Raw genomic sequence first — 25,468 nt, forward strand, 5'->3', positions numbered from 1 at the left:
CCGAATACTGACCGATGGGTTGAAAGAAAGTCTTCCATACGTCATGAGCTCCACCAGATCGTAGAAACTTATAGGCTTACAAATGCGTTGGTCTTGATCGAGACTGGGGCTGACATGAATACTCACTAGGCAACCTTCCTAAGGCAAAGGAATAACTTCGGGTATGCTGAATGATCTTAGTCAAAACCAGCCTGAAGCGTATTACGCTTGCCTTACCATTTAGTCATGGAAGAAGGCTGATATCGGGTGCCAACGTCGTTGCTGGCCCAATCAGTACGGATCGCGGTGACAGACGAAGGCAGTCGGAAAATAGCATGGGGAACAACTATGTGGCAGTGTCTTATTATTGAGGACGATCGAGAAAACGCTCGTTATCTCGCCAATGGCCTGACGGAACTCGGGCACATGGTCAGCGTCAGCAGAGACGGCGTGAGTGGCCTTGAAAATGCCATGAAGGAAAAATGGGACATCATCATTTTGGACCGCATTTTGCCCAATCATGTCGATGGCCTTTCCATATTATCCACCCTGAGGTCGTTGGGGAAAAAGACGCCGGTGTTGGTGCTGAGCGCGCTGTCGGCGGTTGACGATCGGGTTGATGGTTTAAGAGCAGGAGGCGATGACTATCTGGTCAAGCCATTCTCCTTTTCTGAACTGGTCGCCCGAATGGATGCATTAGTCAGGCGAACGCGGCCCGACCATCTGGAAGTCAAACAACTTCGCGTTGCAGATTTGACGGTGAATGTCGCCACACAGAAAGTGCAACGTGCTGGCCAATCCATTTCCTTGCAACCGCAGGAATTCCGTTTGTTGGTCTATCTCATGCTTAATATGCACAGGATCGTGACACGAACGATGTTGCTTGAAACGATTTGGGGATACAGCTTTGATCCTCAGTCGAATGTCATTGATGTTCAGGTCAGCAGGCTGCGCCGCAAGATAGATTCCAATTCCGCCACCCCGCTGATTCACACCATACGCGGCGCGGGGTACACGATCTCTGACAAACAGAATCCCCACGATATAAAGCTCGCAGAAGAATGACGCATTTTTTTCGACGCCTGTGGAACTCCATTTCCTTTCGCCTGACGTTGAATTATGGGTTGCTGGCGATTTTGACGACGTTGATACTGATCGTATTCATATACGTTCAGTTTATTGGAGCATTGCGCACTGAATATGCGCGACAAATCACAGCGACCGCACAACGCCTGGTCGTGACTTATGAAGAGGGTGGCCGTGAGGATCTGATATCGGCTATTGAACTGACGCTGTCGGATCGGATCGACTCGCCCCGAGAAATCTATTTGCTGCTTGATAAAGATGGTCGAAAGCTCGCCGGAAATCTGGCGGATATCCCACCATCCAACGCAACATCTACCGAAGTCTTTGACGCAGAGGTGGTTCAAAATGGCGTTCCTGCGCGTGGCCACCTAAAAGTCCAAACCCTGGCCAACGGAGAAACGCTAGTCGTAGGGCAGGATCTGAGCGAGATTAGCGACATTACGGCATTGATTGGCCGGGCCACAGCGGCAGCCATTTTTTTGGCTGTACTGCTGGTGCTGCTGGGAACGTACCTATTCAGAAGAGAATTGGCGTATCGCGTTAGTCACATTCGCCGAACCACGCAGCAAATCGGTGCGGGCCAACTCTCAAAACGTATCTCCGCCCCCACAGGCGAAGACGAGTTCACGCTGCTGAATCGCGACATCAACACGATGCTGGACAGGATAGAACTCTTGATGAAGAGCGCCAGGCACATCTCGGACACCATTGCACATAATCTTCGCACTCCTCTGACTCGCATTGTTGGTCGATTGCGTGCAGCGCAACAGCCGGACGTGTCCATGGCTGAAGTCCTGGAGGCCAATCAACACGCCATAGAAGACATCGAGAGCCTAAATGTCTTGCTGGAAAAGCTCTTGCAAATTGCCGAGATGGAAGCAGGCATACAACGCCGTTCGTTTAAGCCTTGCCAGCTGGACGTCATTGTCACTGACGTGATGGAGATGCACGAGGCGTTAGCAGAAGAAAAAGGTATTGCATTACACCGCAGCAACCTGGATAACGTCACCCTTTCCGGCGATGTCAATTTGCTCGCCAGTGCGCTCGCGAATCTGCTCCACAATGCGATCAAGTATGGCACCAGCCGGGTAGAGATCAACGTAGTGAAGCAAGGGAATACTGGGCTCGTTACGATCGAGGACGATGGGCCTGGGCTGCCCGCTACCGAGTATGAGCACCTGGGCAAACACTTTTACCGAGCAGATCCCTCCTCGGAAGGCCATGGCCTGGGCCTGACCAGCGTGATGAATATTGTCGGTTTGCACGGTGGGCAACTCTCTTTTGCGGATGCCCAGCCAGGGCTGCGGGTCATCTTGTCATTGCCGCTGGATTCACGCACAGGACACCATGAAGGCCCCAAGAAAGCGCTGATCTTCGAATAGAGGCAGTGACTCACACAACTGCGGTTGCTCAGTGCTCGCCAGGTGCGCAACAGCACCTGGCGACGCTTACGTCAAGCGGCTTCCGGGCTTGAGCTGGAGATCGCCACGGTCGACCGCTGGCGCAGGCTGCTCCACACACCCCACACCAGCAAGGCTGCCGTCAAGATCAGCACCCACATGCTGATCGGGCGCTCGATAAAGGTCTGCATGCTGCCTCGTGAGAGCAGCATGGCGCGCCGGAAGTTTTCCTCCAGCATCGGACCCAATACGTAGCCCAGCAACAAAGGAGCAGGCTGAAAATCGAGCACGCGCAGTATGTAGCCGGCAATACCGAACACCAAAACCGCATAGACATCGAAGACGTTGTTGTTCACCGCGTAGGTGCCGATACAGATGAACATCACGATCGCTGGATACAGGATGTGATAGGGAATCGTCAACACGCGGACCCACAGACCAATCATCGGCACATTCAAGACCACCAGAACAATGTTGCCGATCCAGAAGCTCATCACCAGGCCCCAGAACATCGCGGGCTGCTCATTGAGCATATTGGGTCCGGGCTGGATGCCGTGGATCATCAACGCCCCGATGATCAACGCCATCGTCACACTGCCGGGGATGCCGAGCGTCAGCGTCGGAATGAAGGACGCCTGGTCTGACGCGTTGTTGGCTGACTCTGGGCCCATGATGCCTTCGATCGCCCCACGGCCGAAGCGCTCAGGCGTTTTCGAGGTCCGTTTCTCGAGCGCATAGGCCATGAAGGCGGCCACGGTGGGGCCCACGCCGGGTAACACACCGAAGAACGATCCCAAGCCCGACCCACGGGCCATGGGCCCCCAAGAGCGCTTGACCTCGTCACGCGTTGGCAGCATAGCCTTCATCGATACGTCGATCTTGCGGTCGGCCGCTTTCACATGGTTGATGCTGGCAATAATCTCGGTGATGCCAAACAAACCCATCGCCAACGCAACGATGGCCACGCCATCCTGTAACTCCGGAAAGCCGAGATCGAAGCGCGACACGCCGGAATTGACGTCAGTACCCACCAAGCCCAGCAGCACGCCACCTACAACCATGGTGATGCCTTTGATCGCCGAACCGGACGACACTACAGAAGCTGCCACCAAGCCCAGCACCATCATCGAAAAGTACTCGGCAGGACCGAACTTGAACGCGATATCGGCGACAAGCGGAGAGAACAGCATCATCATGAGAATGCCAACGCTGGCCCCAAAGAACGAAGCGACAGTCGTCATTAGCAGCGCAACGCCAGCCCTTCCCTGCTTGGCCATCGGAAACCCGTCCAGGCAAGTCACGGCGTTGGCGGGTGTCCCCGGCAGATTCAGCAGAATCGAGGCTGTAGACCCCCCATAGGTACTGCCATACCAGATGCCGGCCAGCATGATCAGCGCAGCAGTAGGCTCCAGGTGGTAAGTGACCGGAAACAATAGCGACATCGTCGCCAGGGTCCCGACACCCGGGATCACGCCGATCAACGTGCCGAGAGATACGCCAATGATGCACCAGAGAAGATTGTCCCAGGCGAGCGCGGTCGACAGACCGAGCGTGATGTTGTCAAACAATTCCATTTTTATGTTCTCCTACCAGGGCCATGCGAAGACCGGCAGGATTATCCCCAGACCTATTTTGAAAACCAGAACCGCTCCGACGGAGAGGCCGACAGCGAGGATCAGCGAGCCCTTCCAAGACAGTTTGCGATCGGAAATACCGGCGATGACGCTCTGCGCAATGATCGCGAGCACCAGACCGAACGGCCTGAGCAGCAACGCAAACGCAAGCACCGAAAGGCTGATCCAGAACAATGGTCTGAATTCGATGGTTGGCATGGGTCCCGCACGCAGCAATGCAGGGATCATGATCATGACCCCACACAGCATCAACAGGCCGCCGACGAGAGCGGGAAAGTACCCTGGCCCCATTCGGTCGAGCGTGCCGAGCGTGAATGTGGTCAAGGAATGGTACATCGCCCCGGCGCCGGCAAGCGTAATCAATACGCCGCCAATCAAGTCCCGGTAGTCGACTCGACGCATGCAGTTGTCTCCTTGGAATTTATCGAGATCAGCTCCGCTCCAGCGTGCGAAACCGCGACCTGAATTATCTGTTTGGGCAACCCCTACGCGTCAAATGAGCTTTTCCTTACTTTTTGGTCATGTATTGGTTCTTCTGGATGCCAAGGATCGATGAACGTTATGCACGATGAGCTTGCCGATGGACGCAACATCCACGGCAAAGAACATCCATATACGAAAATGACGCGCTTTTCGACAGCTGGCACACGTCTCAGATGAAGAATTGGGCGGTAGGTGACGATCAGTGAATTATTCGTGGTGATACGCTGCCCGGCATACTGCTCGCACGGCTGCTCACGTAGCGGCCGCCGACGGGTCGCTCAGCGCGTATCGCCGCCCAGGGCCTGGTACAGGTTCACCTGGTTAAGCAGCCGGTCCAGTGTGTTCTGGTCCAGTTCGATCTCGGCGGTACGGCGTTTTTCCTGCGCGTCGAGCCAGAAACGCAGCGACACTGCCCCGCTGCGGTAGCGCACTTCGTACAGGTCTTCCGCCTGGCGCGCTGCGGCAAGCGATTGCTGCAGCAGGTCGGCCCGCGCGGCGAGTTGGGTGCGGCCGGACAGGGCGTTTTCGACGTCCGCCATCGCCTGGTACAGGGCTTGCCGGAATTCCACCACGCGCAACTCGTATTCGGTTTCGGACACGCGGATATTGAGCCGCATCTGGTTCCAGTTCAGGAATGGCAGCGTCAGCCCTGCGCCCAACGTGCCCACTGGATTCTGCAACAGGTTGCTCAGTACCGTACTGCTGCTGCCCAGTGAGCCAGTAAGCACCAGCGGCGGATAGAAGCTGGCGCGCGTGGCGTCCGTCTGTGCCAGCGCTTCGCGCAAGCGCAGTTCGGCGGCGCGCAGGTCGGGGCGCCGCGCCAGCAGGTCGGCCGGCACGCCGGCCGGAACCGGCGGCAAGGTGGTGGGAGGCAGGCGCAACGGGTCGGCCATGATGCGATCGGGCGGGCCGTCGAACAAGATGGCCATCGCGTTGAGGTCTTCCACGCGTTGTTGCGCCAATTCTGTACGGGCCGCCTGCTGGCTGGCCAGGTTCTGGCGCGCTTCTGCCACTTCGAGCGCCGAGGCGCCTCCGGCGTCGTATTGCGACTGCACCAATTCCAGCGTGCGCTGCGCGTAGGCAATACTGTCGGCAGCGCTGGCCAGGCGCTGGTTGAGGAAGGCCGTTTGCCAATAGAGCGTGGCCGTGGTGCCGACTAGCGACAGCGCGGCGCTGGCGCGGTCCTGCTCGGTGGCAGCGGCTTCCCATTCGGCAGCGTCGCGCTGGGCCTGCAAGCGGTCCCACAGATCCAGCTCGTAGCTCACGGACAGGTTGGCGCGGTTGCTGCGCAGTATCTGGCGGTCACCGCGCAGGTTGCGCTGGCGGCTGAGGTCGATCTCGCCATCTAGCGTGGGAAATTGGTCCGAACGCGCCAAGCCCGCCTGCAGTCGAGCCTGCTGCACGCGCAGAGCGGCAGCGGCCAGGTCGTTGTTCCGCTCGAGCGCCTGGTCGATCAGGCGCTCGAGCGTGGGATCGTTGAAGTTGCGCCACCAGACGCCGCCTGCGGCCGCCACGTCCCGCGCAGTATCGTACGTCCAGGTAGCGGGGCTTTGTACGGCCGGACGCTCGTAGTCCGTGCGCATCAGGCCGCAGCCGCCGAGCGCCAACGGTACGGCTAACAGGCAGGCAAGCACGGGGCGGGGCACGCTCGGAAACAGGGGACTCATTCTCTGGCCAGGGATTCGACAGGGTTGAGCCGGGCGGCGTTGCGCGCCGGCAGGTAACCGAAGCCCACGCCGATCAGCGTGGAACACACGAAGGCGGCCACCATCGAGGCGCCGGAATAGATGAGGCGGAAGCTGCCGCCGGACACCTGCGCGACCAGCACGCCCAGGCCCAGCGACAGCAGGATGCCCAGCATCCCGCCGATCAGGCAGACCAGCACGGCTTCGATCAGGAACTGTTGCATGATGTCGCCGCGGCGCGCGCCCACGGCCATGCGCACACCGATCTCGCGCGTACGCTCGGTGACCGACACCAGCATGATGTTCATCACGCCGATGCCGCCCACCACCAGTGAGATGACGGCAATCGCCGACACCAGTAGTGTCATGGTGGTGGTGGTGCGCTCGATGGTCTGGCGGATGGTGTCGGTATTGAAGACGAAGAAATCCTTGGCGCCATGGCGCTGCATCATCAGCCGCGTGATGGCCTGTTCGGCGAGCTTGGTGGGCATGGCGTCGCTGACCCGTACGGTGATGCTGCGCAGGTGTTGCTGGCCTAACAAGCGGCTGAGCGCCGTGGTGTAGGGAATCCAGACGCTGAGCGTCTGGCTGTCGCCGAACAGGCTCTCCTTGCGGACGGTCACGCCGACGACGCGCGCCGGTACCGTGCCCAGGAAAATCACCTGCCCGATCGGGTCGGTATGGTTACCGAACAGCGCCTTGCGGGTGTTCTCGTCAATCACCACTTCCTGAGCGCGGCGCGTCACCGCCTCGGCATCGAAAAACTGCCCCTGGGCCAGTTTCAGGCCGCGCACGCGGAAGAACTGCTCGCCCACCCCCTGGATCGAGCCATTGACCGATACATTCCGGTAGCGCAACGAGGCCGTCGTCGCGGCCTCGGGCGTGACACTGTCGACGTACGTCTGGCGTGCCAGGGCGTCCGCGTCGGCAGGCACCAGGGTGCGGATGGTGCTGGCCTTTTCATCACCGAAGTCCTTGCCCGGATAAATGCCGACCGTGTTGGTGCCGATCTCGCTAATGTCGGCCAGGATTTTCTGTCGCGAGCCTTCGCCCAGCGCCACCACAGTGACCACCGCGGCAATGCCGATCACGATGCCCAGCATGGTCAGGAAAGTGCGCAGCCGGTGCGCATTCATGGCCAGCAGCGCCATGTGCAGTGACTCGTTGATGCGTTCCAGCGCCGCCTGCCAGGGGCGGGCGCGCTCACTCGGCGGCTCGGCGCGGACCGGGTCGCTGGGCGCCACAGCAGGTGCCGGCAGCGTCTCGGCATTACGGCGGTCGGCCACGATGCGGCCGTCGCTGATTTCAATGATGCGCCGCGCGTGCCGGGCCACGCTCATATCGTGCGTGACGATCACCACGGTATGTCCCGCCGCGTTCAACTCTTCGAGAATGCGCAGCACCTCCTGGCCCGTATGGGAGTCCAGCGCGCCCGTAGGTTCGTCGGCCAGGATGATGCGGCCGCCGTTCATCAAGGCGCGCGCGATGCTCACGCGTTGTTGCTGGCCGCCCGACAATTGCCCGGGCCGGTAGTCCAGGCGTTGGTCCAACCCCAGGCGGCGCAGCAGAGCCTGGGCACGCGTGTGCCGCGCTGCGCGCGGCGTGGCGGCATAGATGGCCGGCATTTCTACGTTGCCTTGCGCGGTCAGATCGGACAGCAGGTGATAGCGCTGGAAGATGAAGCCGAAGTGCTCGCGGCGCAACTCGGCCAATTCGTCGGGGTCCATGGTATCGGTGGCGCGGCCGTCGACCTGGTATACCCCGCGGCTGGGCTGGTCCAGGCAGCCCAGGATGTTCATCAGGGTGGACTTGCCCGACCCCGAGGCGCCCACAATAGCCACCATTTCGCCGGCTTCGATCCGCAGATTTACCTCGCGCAGCACGGCGACGGTCTGGTCGCCGGCGGCGAATTCGCGCCACACATCGCGCAGGCTGATCAGTGGATGTTCGCCTGAGAGCGGCGGCATGGCCTGCTCCGTCATAGCGGCGTCGCAGGAGCGGCAGCCTCAGCCGAAACTACCTTGTCGCCAGCCGCCAGGCCTTCCAGTACCTGGGCGTTGACATTGTTGTTCATGCCCACTTTGATCTGGCGTTCGACTGGTTTGTCGTCCGGACCGATCACCCGCACGGTATAGAGGCCGTCCTCGCCGCGCTTGCCCAATGCCGATGACGGTATGACCAGTGTCTGCTTCGCTTCGCCCAGCACGATGAAGACTTGCGCCGTCATCGAGATACGCAGCGTTTCGTCGGGATTGGGTACGTCGAACAAGCCGTTGTAGTACACCGCCGCGCTGGTGCCACTGGCGCTCGAGGCCGCGCCGGTGAGGGCACTGGTGCTTTCGTCGCGCTGGATCGAGTCGGGCGCCGGTTCGATGGCCCGCAGCGTGCCATAGTGGCGTTTGTCCGGCTCGCCCAGGATCGTGAAGTACACCTTCTGGCCCGGCCGCACGCGCGTGACGTCGGCTTCCGAGATCTGCGCCTTCACCGTCATGGTGTCGACCTGCGCCACCTTGATGATGGTGGGCGCGATCTGGATCGAGTTCACCGTCTGGCCTTCCTTAGTGACGATGGCGACCACCTTGCCGTCCATGGGCGAAGAGATACGAGTGTAGCCAAGGTTGACCCGCGCCGTGTCAACCTCGATCTCGGCCTGAGCGATTTGCGCGTCCAGGGCCGCGATGTCGGCGCGCGTCACTTTCAGAGTGGCTTCGGCCTGCTCGAAATCTTCGCGGGAACTGGCATCGCGGGCGAGCATCTGGCGCTGGCGTTTATAGGCGAGTTCAGCCTGTTTCAGGGTGGCGAGCTTGGCCTGGCGTTCGGCCTTGCGAGTTGCCAGCGCGGCCTGCGCGTTGCGCAGATCGTTCTGCTGAGTCATGTCGTCGATCTCGGCGACGAGCTGGCCCTGTTGGACTTCGTCGCCCAGTTGCACCTTGAGCGATTTGAGCTGGCCCGATACCTGGGCACCCACGCTGACTTGTCGCACTGCTTCCAGGGTGCCGGAAGCGAGCACGCTGTCTTCCATGTCGGCCACCTTGACTTCGGCGGTGGCGTAATCGGGCTTGGGCGGCGCGCCGAAGAACAAGATCTTGCCCAGCAACAGCATCACTGCCACGGCCACCGCGATCCATATATAACGTTTTCTCTTGCTTTTACCCAAAGGCTTCGTCGTCGAGTGGGGCATGCGATGCGGCAGTCTTGAGACAGATGGAAACAGGTAGCTCTGAGATGGGACGGCCGGAGATTGGCCACCAACGCGCTAATAGTACTCGATCAATGATTCAGGCCATCGCGCGAGTCGCCGCACTTGAGCAGATCGTTGAGTCCCTGCCTTCCCCGGACGTCAGCCGGGATCTGTCTTGTCATTTCCGGCTTTTAGCCAAAAAAAATGCGCTTCCGTCATTAAAGGCGAGCCCTTAGCGCAGCTCAAAACACACTGCGAATACTTGAAAAAAACGGTCTTGACAACAACTGCATCACTCGCTGAGAATGACAAAGGATCACAATGCATTTCCGTGTTGTGACCATTATTTACGGAGTCATTATGGATCTCGTCAACAACTTGTTGGGTACTGTTCTCGGCCTCGTCAACAATCTGCTGAACGGCCTGCTGGGCGGCGGCCTGCTAGGCTGATCTCGTCCCAGGTGTGAAGGACTGTGATCTCCCTTCACACGATTGCGGAACAGAACCAACCACCCGTGGAGCGTTCACGAGTGGCTGGTTCTTAGTCAATACTGAGGCTTCCCCACGTTTTTCATGGGAGCACCGTTCCTGTGACGCGGTCTGGGGCAGCGTTTGCAGATGGCGGCGCAAATGGCTCGCCCATCGGGCGCATGCGCATTCCCGGCGCCAAGCGCGTCCAGGGCAAGTCAGCACTGTCGGCCTTCATGGGGCCAGGCGCTTTCGCTACCAAGATATCCTGAGCGATAGGCTGGAAATCGGCGCGGAAATGCACCGAGCTTTTCACCACCAGAATTTTCATCTGTTCCGGTTGCACATTACCCGTACGGAATAGATTCCGGTCCAGCATTTGTGATTTGCCAGAACTGACCACCACGCGGATTCCACCCAGGCGCAAGCAGGCGACCGGCCCTACGTCGGCTTGGACGCCGTGCATCATGGGACCGTCGAAACGACATTTGCCGTCGCCAATGTATTCGACGTCGAACTCCGCATTCACCGGCTCGTCTCCAGGTATGCGCGACTTGCCGCCCAGAGACAGGGTGACCCGGTTGCCTACTCCTGCCTGCACTGCCTGCTGTACGGCTTGCGGATCCCACAGCAGGCCCAGCGCAGCACCTTGCGCATCGGCTTCGATCAGCGCGCGCAGCATGCCTGTGGTGTTCGAGTCGCCTCCTGCACCCGGATTGTCCTGCGTGTCGGCGATGACTACCGGCCGGTCCGCATCCCGCGCCAAGGCCTGGGCTTGGCGTACGGCCTCCGACGGCTCGAGAAACGGAACGGCCCATAGCGGTTCGGCCTGCAGCACGGCGTCATACAGTGCTTGCACGGCCTGCTCTACCGCCTCGGGATCTCGACCATGTCCCCACACGACTGGCCCGCATTCGGGAAAGTCCGCCGCTGGAAAACCTGGAGAGAATGACAGGGATGCCAGACCGAATCGGTCTTCCAGCGATGCCAACGTAGCGTAGATGGATTTTGCGGGCTCCAGCATGGAGCACATTCCGTTGATCGGGATCAAGAATGGCAAGCGCATTGAGCGCGTGTGCAACGCGCCGTCCGACTTCAGCAAGTCTTCGAGCAGTTGATAAGCGCGAGCGCCCGTGTCGGCCATGTCCACGTGCGGATAGGTGCGAAAGGCGGTCATGCCATTCGCGTGACGCAACATTGCCGTTGTCACGTTGGCGTGCAGGTCCAGGCTGGTCACGATCGGCACGTCCTTGCCGACGCGGGCGCGCAGCCGCGACAGAAGCTCTCCCTCGCCGTCATCGGCGTCTACCGTGACCATGGCGCCGTGCAGGTCCAGGTAGATCGCGTCATACTTGCGCTGCTCTGCGGCATCGATGATCTCGGCCGCGATGCGTTCAAAGGCTGCCCGCGTGACGTGGGCCGCGGGGCTGGCGCCGGCCCAGATGACTGGCTCGATCTGATGTCCAGCTGCCTGCGCTGCGCGGATGAAGCCTCCGGCTGGTATGTTGATATCGGCGAAGGCCAGCAGATCCACGCCCCGCGTCATGGCGGGAAAACCTTCGCCACGCTCGAAGTTTGCGTAGTCGGTCTGCGTGGGTGCAAAAGTATTGGTCTCATGTTGGAAACCGGCGACCAGAATTTTCATGGCAGTGCTCATCCTTGTATGCGAGCGTGGCGAGTAAACAGTATGGGTAGGACACCGACCACGAGTAGTGCGGCGATGACGTACAGGCCGGCGTTCAGTGACTGGGTCGACGTTTTGATCCAGCCTATCAATGAGGGACTGACAAAGCCGCCCAGCAGGCCTATGCTGTTGATCAGCGCAATGCCGCCGGCTGCGGCCGGGCCTTTCAAGTGTTGCGACGGGATAGCCCAGAATACGGTGTAGGCAGCCCACATCAAGGCTGTAGCCAACGCCAGCATCGCCATCGACAATAGAAAATAATCGGGTACGGACAGGGCGCCGACCAGAAGGACGCCGGCGAGAATGGCTGGTGCAGTCACGTGCCAACGCCGCTCGTGCCGCCGGTCCGAGTGGCGCGACAGGACGAACATCGCCACGATCGCGGCGATGTAGGGGATTGCCGACCAGATGCCAATCTGCATGGTGTCGCGCAGGCCCGATTGCTGCAACAAAGTCGGCAGCCAGAAACTGACAGCGTACAGACCGCTGATGAGGCAGAAATACGGGATAGCCAGCGCATAAATGCCGGGATCTTTCAGTACGTCCTTGAATGCATGGGTCGCGTGTGCGGCCTGCCGCGTCTGCAGATCGGCCGCCAGCAATTCACGTTCTTGCGGCGACAGCCAGCGGGCTTTTTCCGGTTTGTCAGCCAGGAATATGAAAGCCACGATACCCAACAGCACGCAGGGCAGCCCCTCCAGCAGGAACATCCATTGCCAGCCGTCCAGCCCGTGCGCGCCGCTAAAGCGGGTCATGATCCAGGCCGACACCGGTCCGCCCAGCATGCCGCCGATGGGGCCGGCACACATCACTACTGCCATGACGCCCGCCATACGGCGGGTGGAGTACCAGTAGGTCAGGAAAAAGATCATGCCGGGAGCAAAGCCCGCCTCGAATATGCCCAGCAGAAAGCGCAGCGCGTAAAAGCTGTACTCGCCCTGCACGAACAGCATGCTGGCCGAGGTCAGGCCCCACAGAATCATGATGCGGCAGATCGTCTTGCGTGCGCCGATACGTACCAGCAGCAGATTGCTGGGCACTTCAAACAGGACGTATCCCAGAAAGAAGATGCCTGCCCCCAATCCGTAGACCGCATCGGAAATGCCGACGTCGGCCTGCATCTGCAGCTTGGCAAAGCCGATATTGACGCGATCCAGATAGGCAAAGGTGTAGCAGAGAACGAGTAGTGGCAGCAGGCGCCAATTGATCTTGCGATAGATGGAGGACAGGTCCGCAGACGCGTATACGTCGCGGGTTCCTGGCAAGGTAGCGCCATGGTTCATGCGAGTTTCCCTATGTGTTGTGGTAGTGGTTATGCAAGTTCCAGGCGCGATCTTCGCAGACCGGAGTGTTGTGGACAATGCACGGGTTATCACTTATCGTTCGCTTTAAGGCAACACTCATGCTGTGCCGGAGGCTGGCAGCACACACACGCATCAGACGTCGACAGGCGAGCGCAATGAACGAATTGAATCAGGCGCGTTTGCGCTACATGCACGAAGTCATCGTCTGCGGATCAATACGCGGCGCCGCTGAGAAGCTGGACATGTCACCGTCCGTGATCAGCAGACAGATCCAATTGCTGGAGAAAGAAGTCGGCCTGCCGCTGTTCGAGCGCCGAGCGCGTGGATTGGCGCCAACCGAAGCTGCCGAGATGCTAGAAGAATTCCTGAGAGGCTATCGTGCCCAGCACGAGCACTTGGAAGACAGGCTGCATGCCCTGCGAGGCATGCGGCGCGGGCGTATCGAGATCAGCCTCAGTGAAGGCATGATAGAAGCGTTGATGACGCATGCGCTGGCCCCCTATTGTCAGGAGTTCCCGGATATACGCATCGGCATCAATACCGCATCGGTCGACGAGGTGGTGCAAGCCGTGCGCAGCGACCGTGTGCACATCGGCCTGGCGTTCAATCCCCCTCAGCATCCCGAAGTGCGAGTGCGCGCAAAGCAGCGTATCCCCGTGGGCGCGTTGGTACGTGCCGATCATCCGCTGGCGCGGCGTCGCAGGGCGATCTCGATCACGGAACTGCTGCAGCATCCCTTGGCGCTGATGACGGCGCCTTACGGGCTGCGGCGCATGGTCGACATGCTGGAGTTCACCGAGAAGATTCATATATCGCCCGCCTTGACGACGAACTCGCTAGGCGTGCTGCGGCACTATGCCTTGAGCGGCGCGGGCGTCGTGCTAATGGCCGACCTGGGCGTCACACATGACATGGCCAATGGGTCATTGGTATTGGTGCCCGTCGATCACCCCGTGCTGCATCAGGCTGAGATGCAACTGATGGTGCGATTGGGCCGGNCGCTGTCGACAGCGGCCGCCGAATTGCTGCGTCGTATCGAGTCACGACTGCCGCTCTTTACCGGGCAAATTTAAAAGCGCTATCGGACCTAAAAAGCGAAGGAAATACTATTTTTGCCAGTATCAAACTATCGGTTGGCTTTTCGCCTGACGCGCGGCGGCTTTTCATATCCCACAATGCCGCGTTCCCGTGCCCAGACGATCGCAGCACTGCGCCGGTGCACCTGGAGCTTGCTGTACAGCGACGCAACATGATTGCGCACCGTGTGACGAGACACGCTCAGATGCTGTGCAATATCGGGATCACTCAAACCTTGGCACATCAGGCCAAGTATCTCGCGTTCACGCGGCGTAAGGTCGGCCAGTTGGGCATCGGCCTTGGGGGCACCCTGCGGCTGGCGGATTTGGGCCAGTTTCTCGATCACCGTCTGACTGAACCAGGAAGTATCCTGCATGACAGCTTGGATAGCAGCCATCAGCTCGGTCTCGCTGCGCTTGCGCTCAGTAATATCCTGGATCACGCTCAGAATGCAGGGTTGGTCCTGGATAACAACAGGTTCGGCTGACACCAGACAATCCAGCACTTGTCCGTCTTGCGTGCTTAGTTTGAACTCCAGGTTTCGAATCCCTGCCCCCTCCTCTAATCTGGCCATTGTCTCGTCATAGGAAGCAGCTTCAGCACATAGATCGGCCAATGCCTTTTTTTCGCCCAGCGCGTTTAACGCGTAGCCTGTCGTCTCGACGAATGCGTCGTTGACCTCCAACACATCGCCTTCAGGCGTGCTCAACACCATAGGCACGGGTGCTAACCGGAATGCTTTCGAAAACCGCTCCTCGCTATAGCGCAGTGCATTTTCCGCTTTGCGCCGCGGCTCCAGATCGTTGAAAGTAAAGAGCATGCATTGAGCATCGCCGATCTCTATCGGTTGGCCGGCTACGATCACCAGTTTGTCGGTGCCGTCCGGCAACGGTATGCAGGTTTCCATTTGTGAGATGGTCCGCCCCTCCGTCAGCCGTTCCTCGGCGATCTTTCGCTGCGGCGAATTACCCAGTATGTCGATCTCATCAAAGTGATGATCCAGGACGTTATGACGCTCGTAACCCGTCATCTGCAGAAAGCCCTGGTTGACCTTGACGTAATGCATGTCCTCTAGTGAACAGATGACTGCCGGAGCGGGATTAGTGTTGAAGGTCTTCTCGAAGCGCTCTTCGGCGCTGTAGCGCTCGGTGACGTCCAGAAGGACCAGCACAATGCCCTCGGGCTTGCCTTGTGCATCGCTGAGCACCAAATTCCTGGCCTGATGGACTCGATAGAAATCCGAATCGCGCGTGCAGGTGACTTCCACGACGATATCGTTGAAAGACTCTCCGGCCAATGCGCGGTGCATGGGATATTGGCCGGCCAGCAATTTGCGCTGATTACGATATCGAAGCGTATAGCGCTTGCGATAACCGGAAGCCGTGCCGCCGAGATCGGAAAGATCGGCGACGCCATGCATAGACAAGGCGGTGTCATTGGCCCAGGCGATATGCCGGTTCATATCCATCAGGATGATGCCTTCTACCAATCCATCGATAATTTCCAGGAGATGACGGCGTTCGGTGGTGAAGACGGTGGACAACTGTTTCATCTCGCTCCTTTTATGCAATTGATAGTCGAATGCCGGCCGGACGAGTGAGCCAAAATTACTAGAAAAATCAGTATGACGCGATCTGTCGAGCTTGTTGTTTGATATTTAGGATGTTGATGCAGCGTCATGCTGCTTTCTACAATCCAACGGAGATATCCATGAATGTGAGTCAGCAAAGCGTAGATCAAAACGGCCAGCCCAGCGGCCCGGATTCAGACCGTCCGAATCAGGTCCCTGGCGATCTCCCAAGGAAAAATGCCCCCGGACGTCAGCAGCCTGCTCCCGGCGACGCTCCCGATCCATTTCGACACGAACCAAAGCGCCCTGTCCGTCCGAATGAGCCTGGCAAGGCGCCTCAACCCGAGGCTTGACTGGGTTAGGAACGATCCCAGTGGCAGCGGTAGTGCCTGATCGATTTCGATTAGGCACTACGAAAAGGCACCCGCTGGCCGATCCCGCTACAGATCAAACGCGGCCTGGATATCTTCCTTGCCCGTTTTTCCCTGCTGCAGCAGCAACATCAGCAGAATGCGCGATTTTTGTGGAGTCAGGTCGCCCGCCATGATGGCGCCTGCATCGGCCAGCGTCTTGCCGCCACCCTCGAAACCATAGTTCGCCATGACTCGGCCGTTATGTACCCGGGTCGAAATGACCACCGGCACCCCTTTGGATAGCGCATATTTGATCCCCTCGAACATGGGCATGTTGACGTTGCCCATGCCCAGGGCCTGCACCACGATCCCCTTGGCACCCTGATCGACTGCACTGCGTAGCATGCGGTCATCGGCGCCCCCGTACATGGCGACGATATCCACCCGAGGCATTTCCGTGGCAACAATCGGAATGTGCTGGCGACGTAGCGGTGCGCGGTCGATGACGACCTTGTCCGCATAGACTTCACCGATCAAGCCATAGCTGCCCGACTGAAAGGTCTCTACATTGGCCGTATGCGTCTTTGTGACATAACGCGCGGCGTTGATCTGGTTATTCATGGCCAGCATGGCGCCCTTGCCTTTCGCTTGTTCGTCGACCGCGATGCGTACCGCGTTGAGCAGGTTACGCGGGCCATCAAAGTCCGATGACGAAGCATTGCGCTGGGCGCCGATCAAGATCACGGGCTTGTCCGACTTGACGGTCGTATCCAGCCAGAAGGCGGTTTCCTCGAGCGTGTCCGTGCCGTGTGAGACCACTACACCTGCTACTTCGGGGCGTTTCAGCGTTTCTTCAACCGCCTTGGTCAAGGCCGTCCAGCGCACCGGGTCCATGTAGTCGGAGGGGACGTTGGATAGGTTATTGACTTCGACTTTGGCGTACTTTGCGACGTCGGGGACGGTGGCCATCAAATCATCGCCGGAGATCGCGGGCACCGGCGCCTTCTTGACCGGATCGATCTTCATCGCGATCGTGCCGCCTGTGGCGATCAACTGGACCGTGGGCTTGTCCTGCGCATACGCTTGTGCCGCCATCGCCATTACTCCCGCTATCAAGAATGGTAGTTTCTTCAAAACCGTCTCCCGGGTTGTTGCTATAGGAAGGACTACATATACCCGGGTGTCAGACAGATGGGATCGGGACATGACCTGATTGACAACCATTGCCCAAAGAGGCTTTAAGACCCGCATCAGGCGGATACAGACCTCCGAATATCTTGCTCAAGAACGGGTCGATAAAAATAAAAGCCGTTGATGGCCCACAACTGCGGGATGAACAAATCGCTGATCCGAGTCAGTGTGACCACTGGCAGTTGCGCCGAGTCGTGGACCTTAGGCCTAGCAGCCTGAACCGAAAGCGCCATCGCCTGGGGCTGTGAAGTTCGCAACACTGCGACCAACCCAGCAGCATCGCGTTGCGCCAACGCCCAATGACATAGAACGAGAAAATCGCTTGAATCGTCGTCTACGGGGTCGTCCTTCGGGTCAATCCGGCGCACCCGCTGCAATATACGGTGCAGTTGCTGGCGCGAAGCAACCTCGCTGCGCCCCGTCAGTGCGCCAAGTTCGGCGTGAGTGTAATCAAACACCTCATACAGAAGAACCATCGCGACCTCGCCTGCCGGCAAGACGCGAACCAGATGCCGCAAAGCCTGTTCTACACGCTGTGCCTGTTCGACTATTCGTTCGGGAGAGTCCACGCCAAACGCCTGTGAACCATCCTCCACAAGCCGATCCTTGATGACCCGTAGCCGCTCCTGACGCCGCCAGGCATCGATGCAAAGGTTGCGCAGCACGGTGATCATCCAGGCTTCGCGGCTCTTGGCGTCGGACGGCGGCGTGCCATTCAGGGCGCGCTCCCATGTGTCCTGCGCCAGTTCCTCTGCCTCCTCGCCGACGGACAACCAATGGCGAGCCAGCCGGACTAGGCGGCGGTGCAGTGCTTCATCATCGGTTGAAAAAGCAGAGTCGTCTGGATATGTCACGCAAACACCTGTTCGTTCGTCTACTAAATGAATCAACACCAAGGAACAATAGTATATGTTTGCACAACAGATAGATACGCAACCGGGACCTTCGTCACCGCGCGACAGCACCTTTCTGGAAGAAAAGGCATTTCGCTCCAGGATGGTCCTGGTATTCGGTACCGTTACGGACACACTTGCGTCCGAAACGGTGCGCAAACTGCTGGCGTTGGATGCCGACTCGGACGCACCAATTACCGTTATCGTCTCATCCCCGGGAGGACATCTAGAATCAGGGGATGCGATCCATGATGTGGTGCGCTTTATTTCGGCGCCGGTCAACATGGTCGGCACCGGATGGGTTGGCAGCGCGGCTACTCACCTTTTTTTAGGAGCACCCCGCGAGCGCCGCTACTGCCTGCCGCAAACCCGCTTTCTCATTCACCAACCCAGTGGCGGAGCAGGCGGTTCTGCCAGCGACATGGCGCTACAGGCGAAAGAGATTATCAAGGCGCGCGAACGTATCGCGCAGGTCATCGCGCGCGAAACCGGCCAACCTATCGAACGGGTGCGCGTGGACATCGAACGCGACCTGTGGATGCCCGCTGAAGACGCCGTCGCCTATGGCCTGGTGTCGAGCATCATCCAACACAAACGTGAGCTGGACCTAAGATAAAACGCTCAGTTTATATATAGGTATATTAACTATACTAATGAAAATCTATGCACGGACTCGTTGAACGCCTATGGTACGTCGCAAGCTCGATCCATACCGATGCGCTGTGGAGATCACAGTCGACATCGCAGGCGGTAAATGGAAGCCATTAATCATTCACACCTACTAAGCGGGACCAAGCGTTTCAGGTGACGCTGTTGAACCAACAGACTGCCCCACAGGAATGCTCTACCTAACCCTGCCAAGCCAGTCCGACCTGCCTGCCCTGCATAATGAAACTTGATTCATCCTCATCGTCTTCCTCTATCGGCATGACCCGCGCAGCGCTCGAGCTGTGTGGTGCGCTCTGGCGCTATGCCGAAGGCAAGCGTCGGCACCTGATCGGCGCAATCACCCTGCTGTCCGGTGCGCAGTTGATCAAGCTGACCTTGCCCTGGTTGGCCGGCCATGCCATCAATGCCCTACAGCAAAACGATATGCCGACGGCCGGACTGTGGATCATGTTCCTGGTCAGTTGCTATGCGATGCATTGGGTATTTCATGGTCCCGGACGCGTACTGGAAGGTCAGGTAGGCGTGCGTGCACGCGAACAACTGGCCGACGAGCTCTACGCCCGTATCGCTGCCGCGCCGCTGACCTGGCGCGATGGCCGTCACTCCGGCGACTTGCAGCACCGCGTGCTGCAATCCAGCCGTGCCTTGTCGACATTCGCACGGGGCATGTATGGCTATTTGCACAGTGCCTTGAACTTCGTTGGCCCGCTGGTAGCGTTGTTCCTGCTGTCTCAGGCCAGCGGCAGCATTGCCGTTGGCGGCTACCTGGTGATTGCACTCATCACCTTGCGTTTCGACCTCGTGCTGATGCGGTTGGCGCGTTCCGAGAACGATGAGGAACGCCGTTATGTTGCGGCGCTGCTCGATTTTGTCAGCAATGCAGGGACGGTAATCGGTCTGCGGCTGCAAGCTGCTTCGCGCAAAATCCTGGGCCGTCGCCTGGAAACAGTGATGGTACCGCTGCGCCGGGCGCTCTGGGTCAACGAGGTCAAGTGGTGCGTGGTAGACCTGATGGGCATGGGCCTGACCTGGATACTCGTGGTCCACTACGTGCTGCAACATCGCGAACCCGGACAAGCCGTGCTGCTGGGCACGATCTTCATGATCTATCAGTATGCCCAGCAAGTCGCCTCGGTCGTCAGCGCCATTGCCTCGAATTTCCAGAGTTTCTCAAGAATCCACACTGACTTCAGCAGTGCCGAACCCATCTGGCAGGCGCCGGGCAATCCGCAGGCCGCCGTGCCCGCCATCGTGCCCGATGCGCCATGGCAAACCTTGGCACTGCGCGGCCTCACGTGGAGCTATTCCGCCGATGGGCGCGGCGGGTTGCATGACGTCGATCTGGTATTGCGTCGAGGGTCGCGCATCGCGCTGATCGGTCCCAGCGGCGGCGGCAAGAGCACTCTGCTGCGCACGCTGGCCGGTCTCTATCCGCCGCAGCAAGGCGACCTGTTGCGCGACGGCAAATCAGTAGACTGGAGTGAACTGCGCACATTGGCGACACTCATCCCGCAAGAAGCCGAGGTGTTCGAAGCCAGCGTGCAAGAGAACCTGACCTTTGGCGAACCCGCCACGTCAGCAGCATTGCAGTCCGCCGTACATACTGGCGTGTTCGACGAAGTGCTGCAGCGCATGCCCGACGGCCTGGCCAGCCCGGTCAACGAACGCGGCAGCAATCTGTCGGGCGGACAGCGGCAGCGCCTGGCCCTGTCACGGGGGGCATTGGCGGCGCAAGGCAGTTCCTTGCTGCTGCTGGATGAGCCCACCAGCGCGCTGGACCCGCAAGCCGAGGGGCAGGTATTCGATCGCATGTACGCGGCGTTTCCCTCGGCGTGTATCGTGGCATCCGTGCATCGGCCCAGCTTGCTCAGCCGTTTTGACACGATCGTCGTCATGGAAGCGGGACGCGTGGTGGATGCAGGCCCGCGTGATGAAGTATTGGCTCGGCGTGCGCATTGATCTATCGTGCTGACGGGCGGTCGAGGCCAATCCGCGTATCGGTCCTCACTCCAGCTTGATATTGGCCCTTTTGACCACCTGCCGCCACTTTTCGTTTTCAAGCCGAACCCGTTCTGCAAAAGTGGCCGGATCACTGGCGATGATCTGAAAGCCCGATTCATTGAAAATGCGGCGGCGCGCAGGTTCGGTCATTACTTTGCGACTATCTTCGGCAATTTTTTGAACGATTTCGGTCGGTGTATTTTGTGGTGCAAACAACGCAAACCAAACGTTCGTCTCGAACCCGGAATATCCCAGTTCGGCTACCGTGGGCACATCGGGCAAGAGAGGCTGTCGTTGTGCACTGGTCACCGCCAATGCGCGTAAACGCCCTGCCTGGATGTGTGGAAGACTGGTCATAATGACGTCGAACATCGAATCCAAACGGCCTGCCAGCAAGTCATTCATCGACAGAGCGGACCCCTTGTAAGGGATGCCTAGTAACTGTATACCGGCCTGGGACATGAACAGTTCCATTGCCATGTGAGTGGTGGCCCCCACGCCGCCGCCAAAGGTCAATTCGCCTGGATGGCCTTTCGCATACGTCACGAATTCTGCCAGGGAACGAAAGGGAGACGACGGAGGCACCGACAACACCTGCGCAATGGAGACCAGCTCTGTTATCGGAACAAAAGCGCGCTCCGCGTCGTAGGACATCTGCGACACAATGTGGGGCAACACGGATTGCGTGGTCTGTGTGCCGAACAGCAAGGTGTATCCATCGGGCTGGGACTCAGCGACCACCCGCGATCCGATCAAACCGCTCGCCCCGTCGCGATTTTCGATGACCACAGGTTGCTGCCAGAGTTTGCTCAAACCTTCGGCCAGGGAACGGGCGATCTGGTCAGTCGAGCCTCCGGCCGAGAACGGAACGACTATCCTGACCGGACGAGCCGGATAGTCCGTCTGAGCCATCGACGGGCTCGTTGTCATCAAGATAAACCCAATGCCTGCAACGAACCGTGCCGCACATCGCGAGACGACTGAACAGATCTTTTTCATTTTCATCCCCTTGAGACGTGATTATTGAAAAGCCAAAGCCTTGTTAGTCAGTTCCTCACCATACAGTTGGCGCGCGGCGTCTGTAGAGACCAAACCGTCCAATAGGTCCGCGGCCAGGGCTTGGTATGACCGTAATGCGGGATCGCCAAATCCGGCTCCCCCCGGGGTCTGAATGCGAACAGTCTCATCTTTTGCCAGGACGAGATGCCTCACCTTGGACGACAGGATTTCTTCCTTATCCCGCCCAGGGTTGCGCAGCAGTCTGCCACGTCCGCCCTCACCGCCGCCCTCTGCCCCTGCAGCCCCTTGAACATGACTGTCCGAGCGTGCCGAGAAAATCGTGTCATCCTGCAGTGCTCGAACTTCACGCACGATTCCCAAGCCACCGCGATGACGCCCTGCACCGCCAGAGTCAACGGCGAATCCGTAATATTCGACGCGCAGGGGAAATTCATGCTCGAGTATCTCCGTCGGCAAATTGCGGGAGTTGGTGATATGGACATGAATACCGTCCATGCCGTCGGCAATATCGCTGGCCCCCGATCCGCCGCCGAGGGTCTCACCGCAGAGATAAATGCCGCCGCTATCGGGATGAACGCCTGAGAACGAAATCGTCGGCATGGTATCCATGCTTGAAGCAATCGTTCTTTCGCGCGGCACAAGCCCTCGAAATGCGCCGATGATGGCGCCGGCGAGGCGTTGACACGTAATCGTGCGCGCACCGCACGCTGCGGGCGATCGGGGATTGACGATGGACCCTTCGGGTGCTCGGATGACGATGGCATCGGCCATTCCCCGGTTCGCCATGAGATCAGGATCCAGCATCGCCTTGACGCAGTAGTACACCGTCGCACGCAGCGCACTTTCCGATACATTGAGGCCTCCGCGCGATTGTGCGCCGCTGCCCGCCAGATCAACCACCAGCTGATTACCCTCTTTGTAGACCGTAGCGGTCAACGGCACACGGCCGCCTTGGCCAGTGCCGTCATCATCGAGCCAGGTGGTAAAGGCCATGCTGCCTTGTGGAAGCGCGGCGATGCGATACTCGGTCCGGCGCAAGGTGTAGAGCAGTAAATCATCCACGGCGCGCTGGAAACAGGCGGCGCCTCCCATACGGCCGATCAACGTCTGAGCGGCAATCGCGCCTTTCTCGTTGGTAGCGATCTGAACACGCAGATCGAGCGCACGCTCCTCGGGCAACCGGGAATTCAGCGCGATCATCCCGATAAGGTCATCGTCGATCTGATGAGCCCGCGCGGCACGAATAATGGGAATCCGCAGCCCTTCTTCGTAGATACTGCGTGCACTCGCGGACGTCGATCCAGGCACGACACCTCCCACATCGGAGTGGTGCCCGATATTGGCAGCAAAAGCCGCGAGCAAGCCATCGACAAAAACAGGCGTAATAATGGAAATATCGGGCAGATGTGTTCCCCCTGCGGCGTATGGGTCGTTGCACACATACACGTCGCCTTCGTGGATTTCGGTTACGGGCCACCTGGCCAGCACGGCCTCGACGGATCCCATCAGTGATCCCAGATGCACAGGAATATGCGTGCCCTGCGCGATCAAGCGCCCGAACTGGTCGAACATCCCGACGGAAAAATCTCTACGCTCCTTGATCTGTGGCGAGAACGAAGCCCGCATGATGTTGCTCGCCATCGACTCAGTGATGGCAAGAAGACGATTGGTGAATACCTCGACAGCAATGGGATCGAAGTCCCGCTCCGGCAAAGCATGTTGTTGGCTCATGAATATGCTCGCTATGACGTTTTAGATTCGAATGAGGATATTTCCAAGCAGGTCAATCACGGCAGACTGACCAGGGAGCACGATAGTGGTGGAGCTCATTTCCTCAATGATGACGGGGCCCGCCAATTCCATTCCCGCGGGCAACGAATCACGTCGATAAACAGTAGTCATCAACCAGCCCGTGTCGCGACCAAAATATACTCGCCGCTGATCCCATGAAGGCACCGTCGCCGTCTGTGTAGCAATCGATAGACTGTTCTTGGGAACCAGACCAACAGCTTGTACGCGACAGTTGACGATCTCGATAACTCGCCCCGGGTTGTCGTGACCGTGCTGAGCACGATGCGCCTGATGAAATGCCTCGACAAATCCTTGCATATCGCCGTCACGCTCGGCGTCCACCAAGACTCGGATATCGTGAGTTTGGCCGCGGTAACGGCCGTCTATATGGAAATGGAATCGACGATTGGCCTGCGGAACATCTTCCTGTGCCAACCACCTGTCGCCCTCCTGCTGCATGTCCTGCAGAACACGTCCCACAGTACGCCAGGTATCTTCGTTCAAAGGAAGCAACTGCGTACGCACAAAATCGCGGCTGACGTCAGCCAGCAGGATTCCACGCGCACACAGCGTACCCGGTTCTTTCGGTACTAGCACACGGCCGATCCCACACTCCTGTGCCACGTCCACAGCATGGAGGGGACCTGCACCGCCAAATGCGAACAACGTGAAATCTGCCGGATCGTAGCCGTGTTCCGTCGAAACGGCACGAATGGCCCGGCTCATATTCGCCGTCGCTATTTTCAAGATTCCATGAGCGGCTTCTTCTACACTCAAACCCAAGGGCCGTGCAATCCGCGCGTCAATAACGGCCACCGCCCGGTCTCGGTCTACCGTCATACGCCCATCAAGCAACTTCTCTGCGTTGAGCCGGCCCAGGACGATATTCGCATCCGTGAGCGTGACCTCCTCTCCGCCTTTCCCGAACGCGACGGGTCCGGGTACCGCACCGGCACTCGTTGGGCCGACTTTCAGTGCCCCCACATCGTCCAGCTTGGCAATGCTGCCGCCTCCGGCACCCACGACGTGAATATCCACCATGGGCATTTTTACGGGATGTCCTGCGACCAATCGATCCGAAGTGAAACTGGGATGGCCGCCCGTAATGAGCGACACATCAGTACTCGTGCCCCCCACGTCAAACGTAATGATCTCTGAGATTCCCGCTGCCGCTCCAATCACCGCCGAGCCGACGATGCCTGCTGCAGGGCCTGACAGGCACGTGAGAACCGGCAGATTTTCCACCGTTTTCAATGGCATCAAACCGCCGTTGGAATGGAATGTCAGAGGTTCAACGCCCACGCCGACGTCGTTAAGTCGAGTGCGTAAACGATCCAGGTAGGTTTGCATGCGAGGTGCGACGTAGGCGTTGAGCACCGTCGTCGAGGTGCGCTCAAATTCCCGGAATTCAGGCAACACTTCATAAGAGATGCTGACGTGCAGCTGCGGTGCCATTTGCTGGATTACGCGACGCGCCTGCTCTTCATGAGAGGGATTGCGGTAGGAATGAAGGAATGCCACCGCGATGGATTTCACACCATCGGCTACCAGCTTTTTGACCTGTTCAGCCAGTGATTCCTCATCCAGCTCTCGCAACACATCACCGCTGGCGACAAGGCGCTCGTCTACCTCCACACGATGACGCCGCTGAACGAGTGGTTCGGGTTTATGAATCGCATGATCGTATAGCGCGGGGCGAGTCTGGCGCCCGATTGCTAGGACATCGCGAAAGCCTTTGGTTGTCACCAACCCGGTTGTGACGCCCCGGCGTTCAATCACCATATTGGTCGCAACCGTAGTGCCATGCCCGAAGTACGCGACGTCGCGTGGTTCGACCGAGAAACGCTCCAGCATTTCGCGCGCCCCTTGCGCAATCGCTATCGACGGATCCGCAGGAGACGATGGCACTTTGAAATAACACAACGCCCCCGTCTCGCTATCGGCCATCACGAAATCCGTGAACGTGCCACCCACATCAATACCTATCCGAACCATGCCT

The 25,468-nt window shown here is 58.9% G+C and carries 18 protein-coding genes and 1 pseudogene; 6 read left to right on the forward strand and 13 right to left on the reverse strand.

Annotated features, from left to right (window positions below):
* Positions 1-327: 327 nt before the first annotated feature.
* A complete protein-coding gene (locus tag ACNA0I_RS19870; protein ID WP_415807765.1) occupies positions 328-1,044 on the forward strand; it encodes a response regulator transcription factor in 717 nt (238 codons plus the stop codon).
* Between the two features lie 59 nt (positions 1,045-1,103).
* Complete coding sequence (locus tag ACNA0I_RS19875) at positions 1,104-2,447, forward strand: sensor histidine kinase (RefSeq protein ID WP_415807766.1); 1,344 nt, start codon at positions 1,104-1,106, stop codon at positions 2,445-2,447.
* Positions 2,448-2,518: 71 nt separating this feature from the next.
* Here the strand turns inward: ACNA0I_RS19875 and ACNA0I_RS19880 are convergent, their stop codons facing one another.
* The 7 genes from ACNA0I_RS19880 to ACNA0I_RS19910 all read right to left on the reverse strand — a co-directional run bounded on the left by ACNA0I_RS19880 (position 2,519) and on the right by ACNA0I_RS19910 (position 12,883).
* Complete coding sequence (locus ACNA0I_RS19880) at positions 2,519-4,039, reverse strand: tripartite tricarboxylate transporter permease (RefSeq protein WP_415807767.1); 1,521 nt, start codon at positions 4,037-4,039, stop codon at positions 2,519-2,521.
* Between the two features lie 12 nt (positions 4,040-4,051).
* A complete protein-coding gene (locus ACNA0I_RS19885) occupies positions 4,052-4,501 on the reverse strand; it encodes a tripartite tricarboxylate transporter TctB family protein (protein ID WP_415807768.1) in 450 nt (149 codons plus the stop codon).
* 359 nt (positions 4,502-4,860) lie between these two features.
* Complete coding sequence (locus ACNA0I_RS19890) at positions 4,861-6,249, reverse strand: efflux transporter outer membrane subunit (protein ID WP_415807769.1); 1,389 nt, start codon at positions 6,247-6,249, stop codon at positions 4,861-4,863.
* Positions 6,246-8,234, reverse strand: coding sequence for a MacB family efflux pump subunit (locus ACNA0I_RS19895; protein ID WP_415807770.1), 1,989 nt, complete (start codon positions 8,232-8,234; stop codon positions 6,246-6,248). Before ACNA0I_RS19895 ends, ACNA0I_RS19890 begins: the two co-directional genes overlap by 4 nt.
* An 11-nt stretch (positions 8,235-8,245) precedes the next feature.
* Complete coding sequence (macA, locus tag ACNA0I_RS19900) at positions 8,246-9,448, reverse strand: macrolide transporter subunit MacA (protein WP_415807771.1); 1,203 nt, start codon at positions 9,446-9,448, stop codon at positions 8,246-8,248.
* A 571-nt stretch (positions 9,449-10,019) separates the two neighbouring features.
* On the reverse strand, positions 10,020-11,561 hold the full coding sequence (locus ACNA0I_RS19905; protein ID WP_415807772.1) for a M81 family metallopeptidase: 1,542 nt from the start codon (positions 11,559-11,561) through the stop codon (positions 10,020-10,022).
* Positions 11,562-11,569: 8 nt separating this feature from the next.
* Complete coding sequence (locus tag ACNA0I_RS19910) at positions 11,570-12,883, reverse strand: MFS transporter (protein ID WP_415807773.1); 1,314 nt, start codon at positions 12,881-12,883, stop codon at positions 11,570-11,572.
* A gap of 176 nt (positions 12,884-13,059) precedes the next feature.
* On the opposite strand from ACNA0I_RS19910, the gene ACNA0I_RS19915 reads away from it, so the two are divergent.
* Positions 13,060-13,902, forward strand: an 843-nt coding sequence (locus ACNA0I_RS19915; protein ID WP_415807774.1) for a LysR family transcriptional regulator, incomplete at its 3' end; no start/stop codon positions are given.
* 1 nt (position 13,903) lies between these two features.
* A pseudogene (locus ACNA0I_RS19920) lies at positions 13,904-13,977 on the forward strand (hypothetical protein); the annotation flags it as partial.
* A 53-nt stretch (positions 13,978-14,030) separates the two neighbouring features.
* Here ACNA0I_RS19920 and ACNA0I_RS19925 read toward each other — a convergent pair.
* From ACNA0I_RS19925 to ACNA0I_RS19935, 3 genes are all read right to left on the reverse strand, one after another.
* Positions 14,031-15,533, reverse strand: coding sequence for a PAS domain S-box protein (locus tag ACNA0I_RS19925; protein WP_415807775.1), 1,503 nt, complete (start codon positions 15,531-15,533; stop codon positions 14,031-14,033).
* A gap of 458 nt (positions 15,534-15,991) precedes the next feature.
* A complete protein-coding gene (locus ACNA0I_RS19930) occupies positions 15,992-17,005 on the reverse strand; it encodes an asparaginase (protein WP_415807827.1) in 1,014 nt (337 codons plus the stop codon).
* Positions 17,006-17,154: 149 nt separating this feature from the next.
* Positions 17,155-17,949 carry an RNA polymerase sigma factor gene (locus ACNA0I_RS19935; RefSeq protein ID WP_415807776.1) on the reverse strand — a complete coding sequence of 265 codons (795 nt, stop codon included), beginning with the start codon at positions 17,947-17,949 and terminating at the stop codon, positions 17,155-17,157.
* A gap of 55 nt (positions 17,950-18,004) precedes the next feature.
* On the opposite strand from ACNA0I_RS19935, the gene ACNA0I_RS19940 reads away from it, so the two are divergent.
* Positions 18,005-18,604, forward strand: a complete 600-nt coding sequence (locus ACNA0I_RS19940) for an ATP-dependent Clp protease proteolytic subunit (protein WP_415807777.1) — start codon at positions 18,005-18,007, stop codon at positions 18,602-18,604.
* A gap of 272 nt (positions 18,605-18,876) precedes the next feature.
* Positions 18,877-20,616, forward strand: coding sequence for an ABC transporter ATP-binding protein (locus tag ACNA0I_RS19945; protein ID WP_415807778.1), 1,740 nt, complete (start codon positions 18,877-18,879; stop codon positions 20,614-20,616).
* Positions 20,617-20,661: 45 nt separating this feature from the next.
* Here ACNA0I_RS19945 and ACNA0I_RS19950 read toward each other — a convergent pair whose 3' ends face one another.
* The 3 genes from ACNA0I_RS19950 to ACNA0I_RS19960 form a co-directional block, all read right to left on the reverse strand.
* Complete coding sequence (locus tag ACNA0I_RS19950) at positions 20,662-21,570, reverse strand: Bug family tripartite tricarboxylate transporter substrate binding protein (protein WP_415807779.1); 909 nt, start codon at positions 21,568-21,570, stop codon at positions 20,662-20,664.
* A gap of 108 nt (positions 21,571-21,678) precedes the next feature.
* Positions 21,679-23,409, reverse strand: coding sequence for a hydantoinase B/oxoprolinase family protein (locus ACNA0I_RS19955; RefSeq protein WP_415807780.1), 1,731 nt, complete (start codon positions 23,407-23,409; stop codon positions 21,679-21,681).
* Between the two features lie 21 nt (positions 23,410-23,430).
* Positions 23,431-25,464, reverse strand: coding sequence for a hydantoinase/oxoprolinase family protein (locus tag ACNA0I_RS19960; protein ID WP_415807781.1), 2,034 nt, complete (start codon positions 25,462-25,464; stop codon positions 23,431-23,433).
* Positions 25,465-25,468: the final 4 nt, after the last annotated feature.

The organism is Bordetella muralis (assembly GCF_965139205.1).
Classification (GTDB): Bacteria; Pseudomonadota; Gammaproteobacteria; order Burkholderiales; family Burkholderiaceae_B; genus Bordetella_A; species Bordetella_A muralis.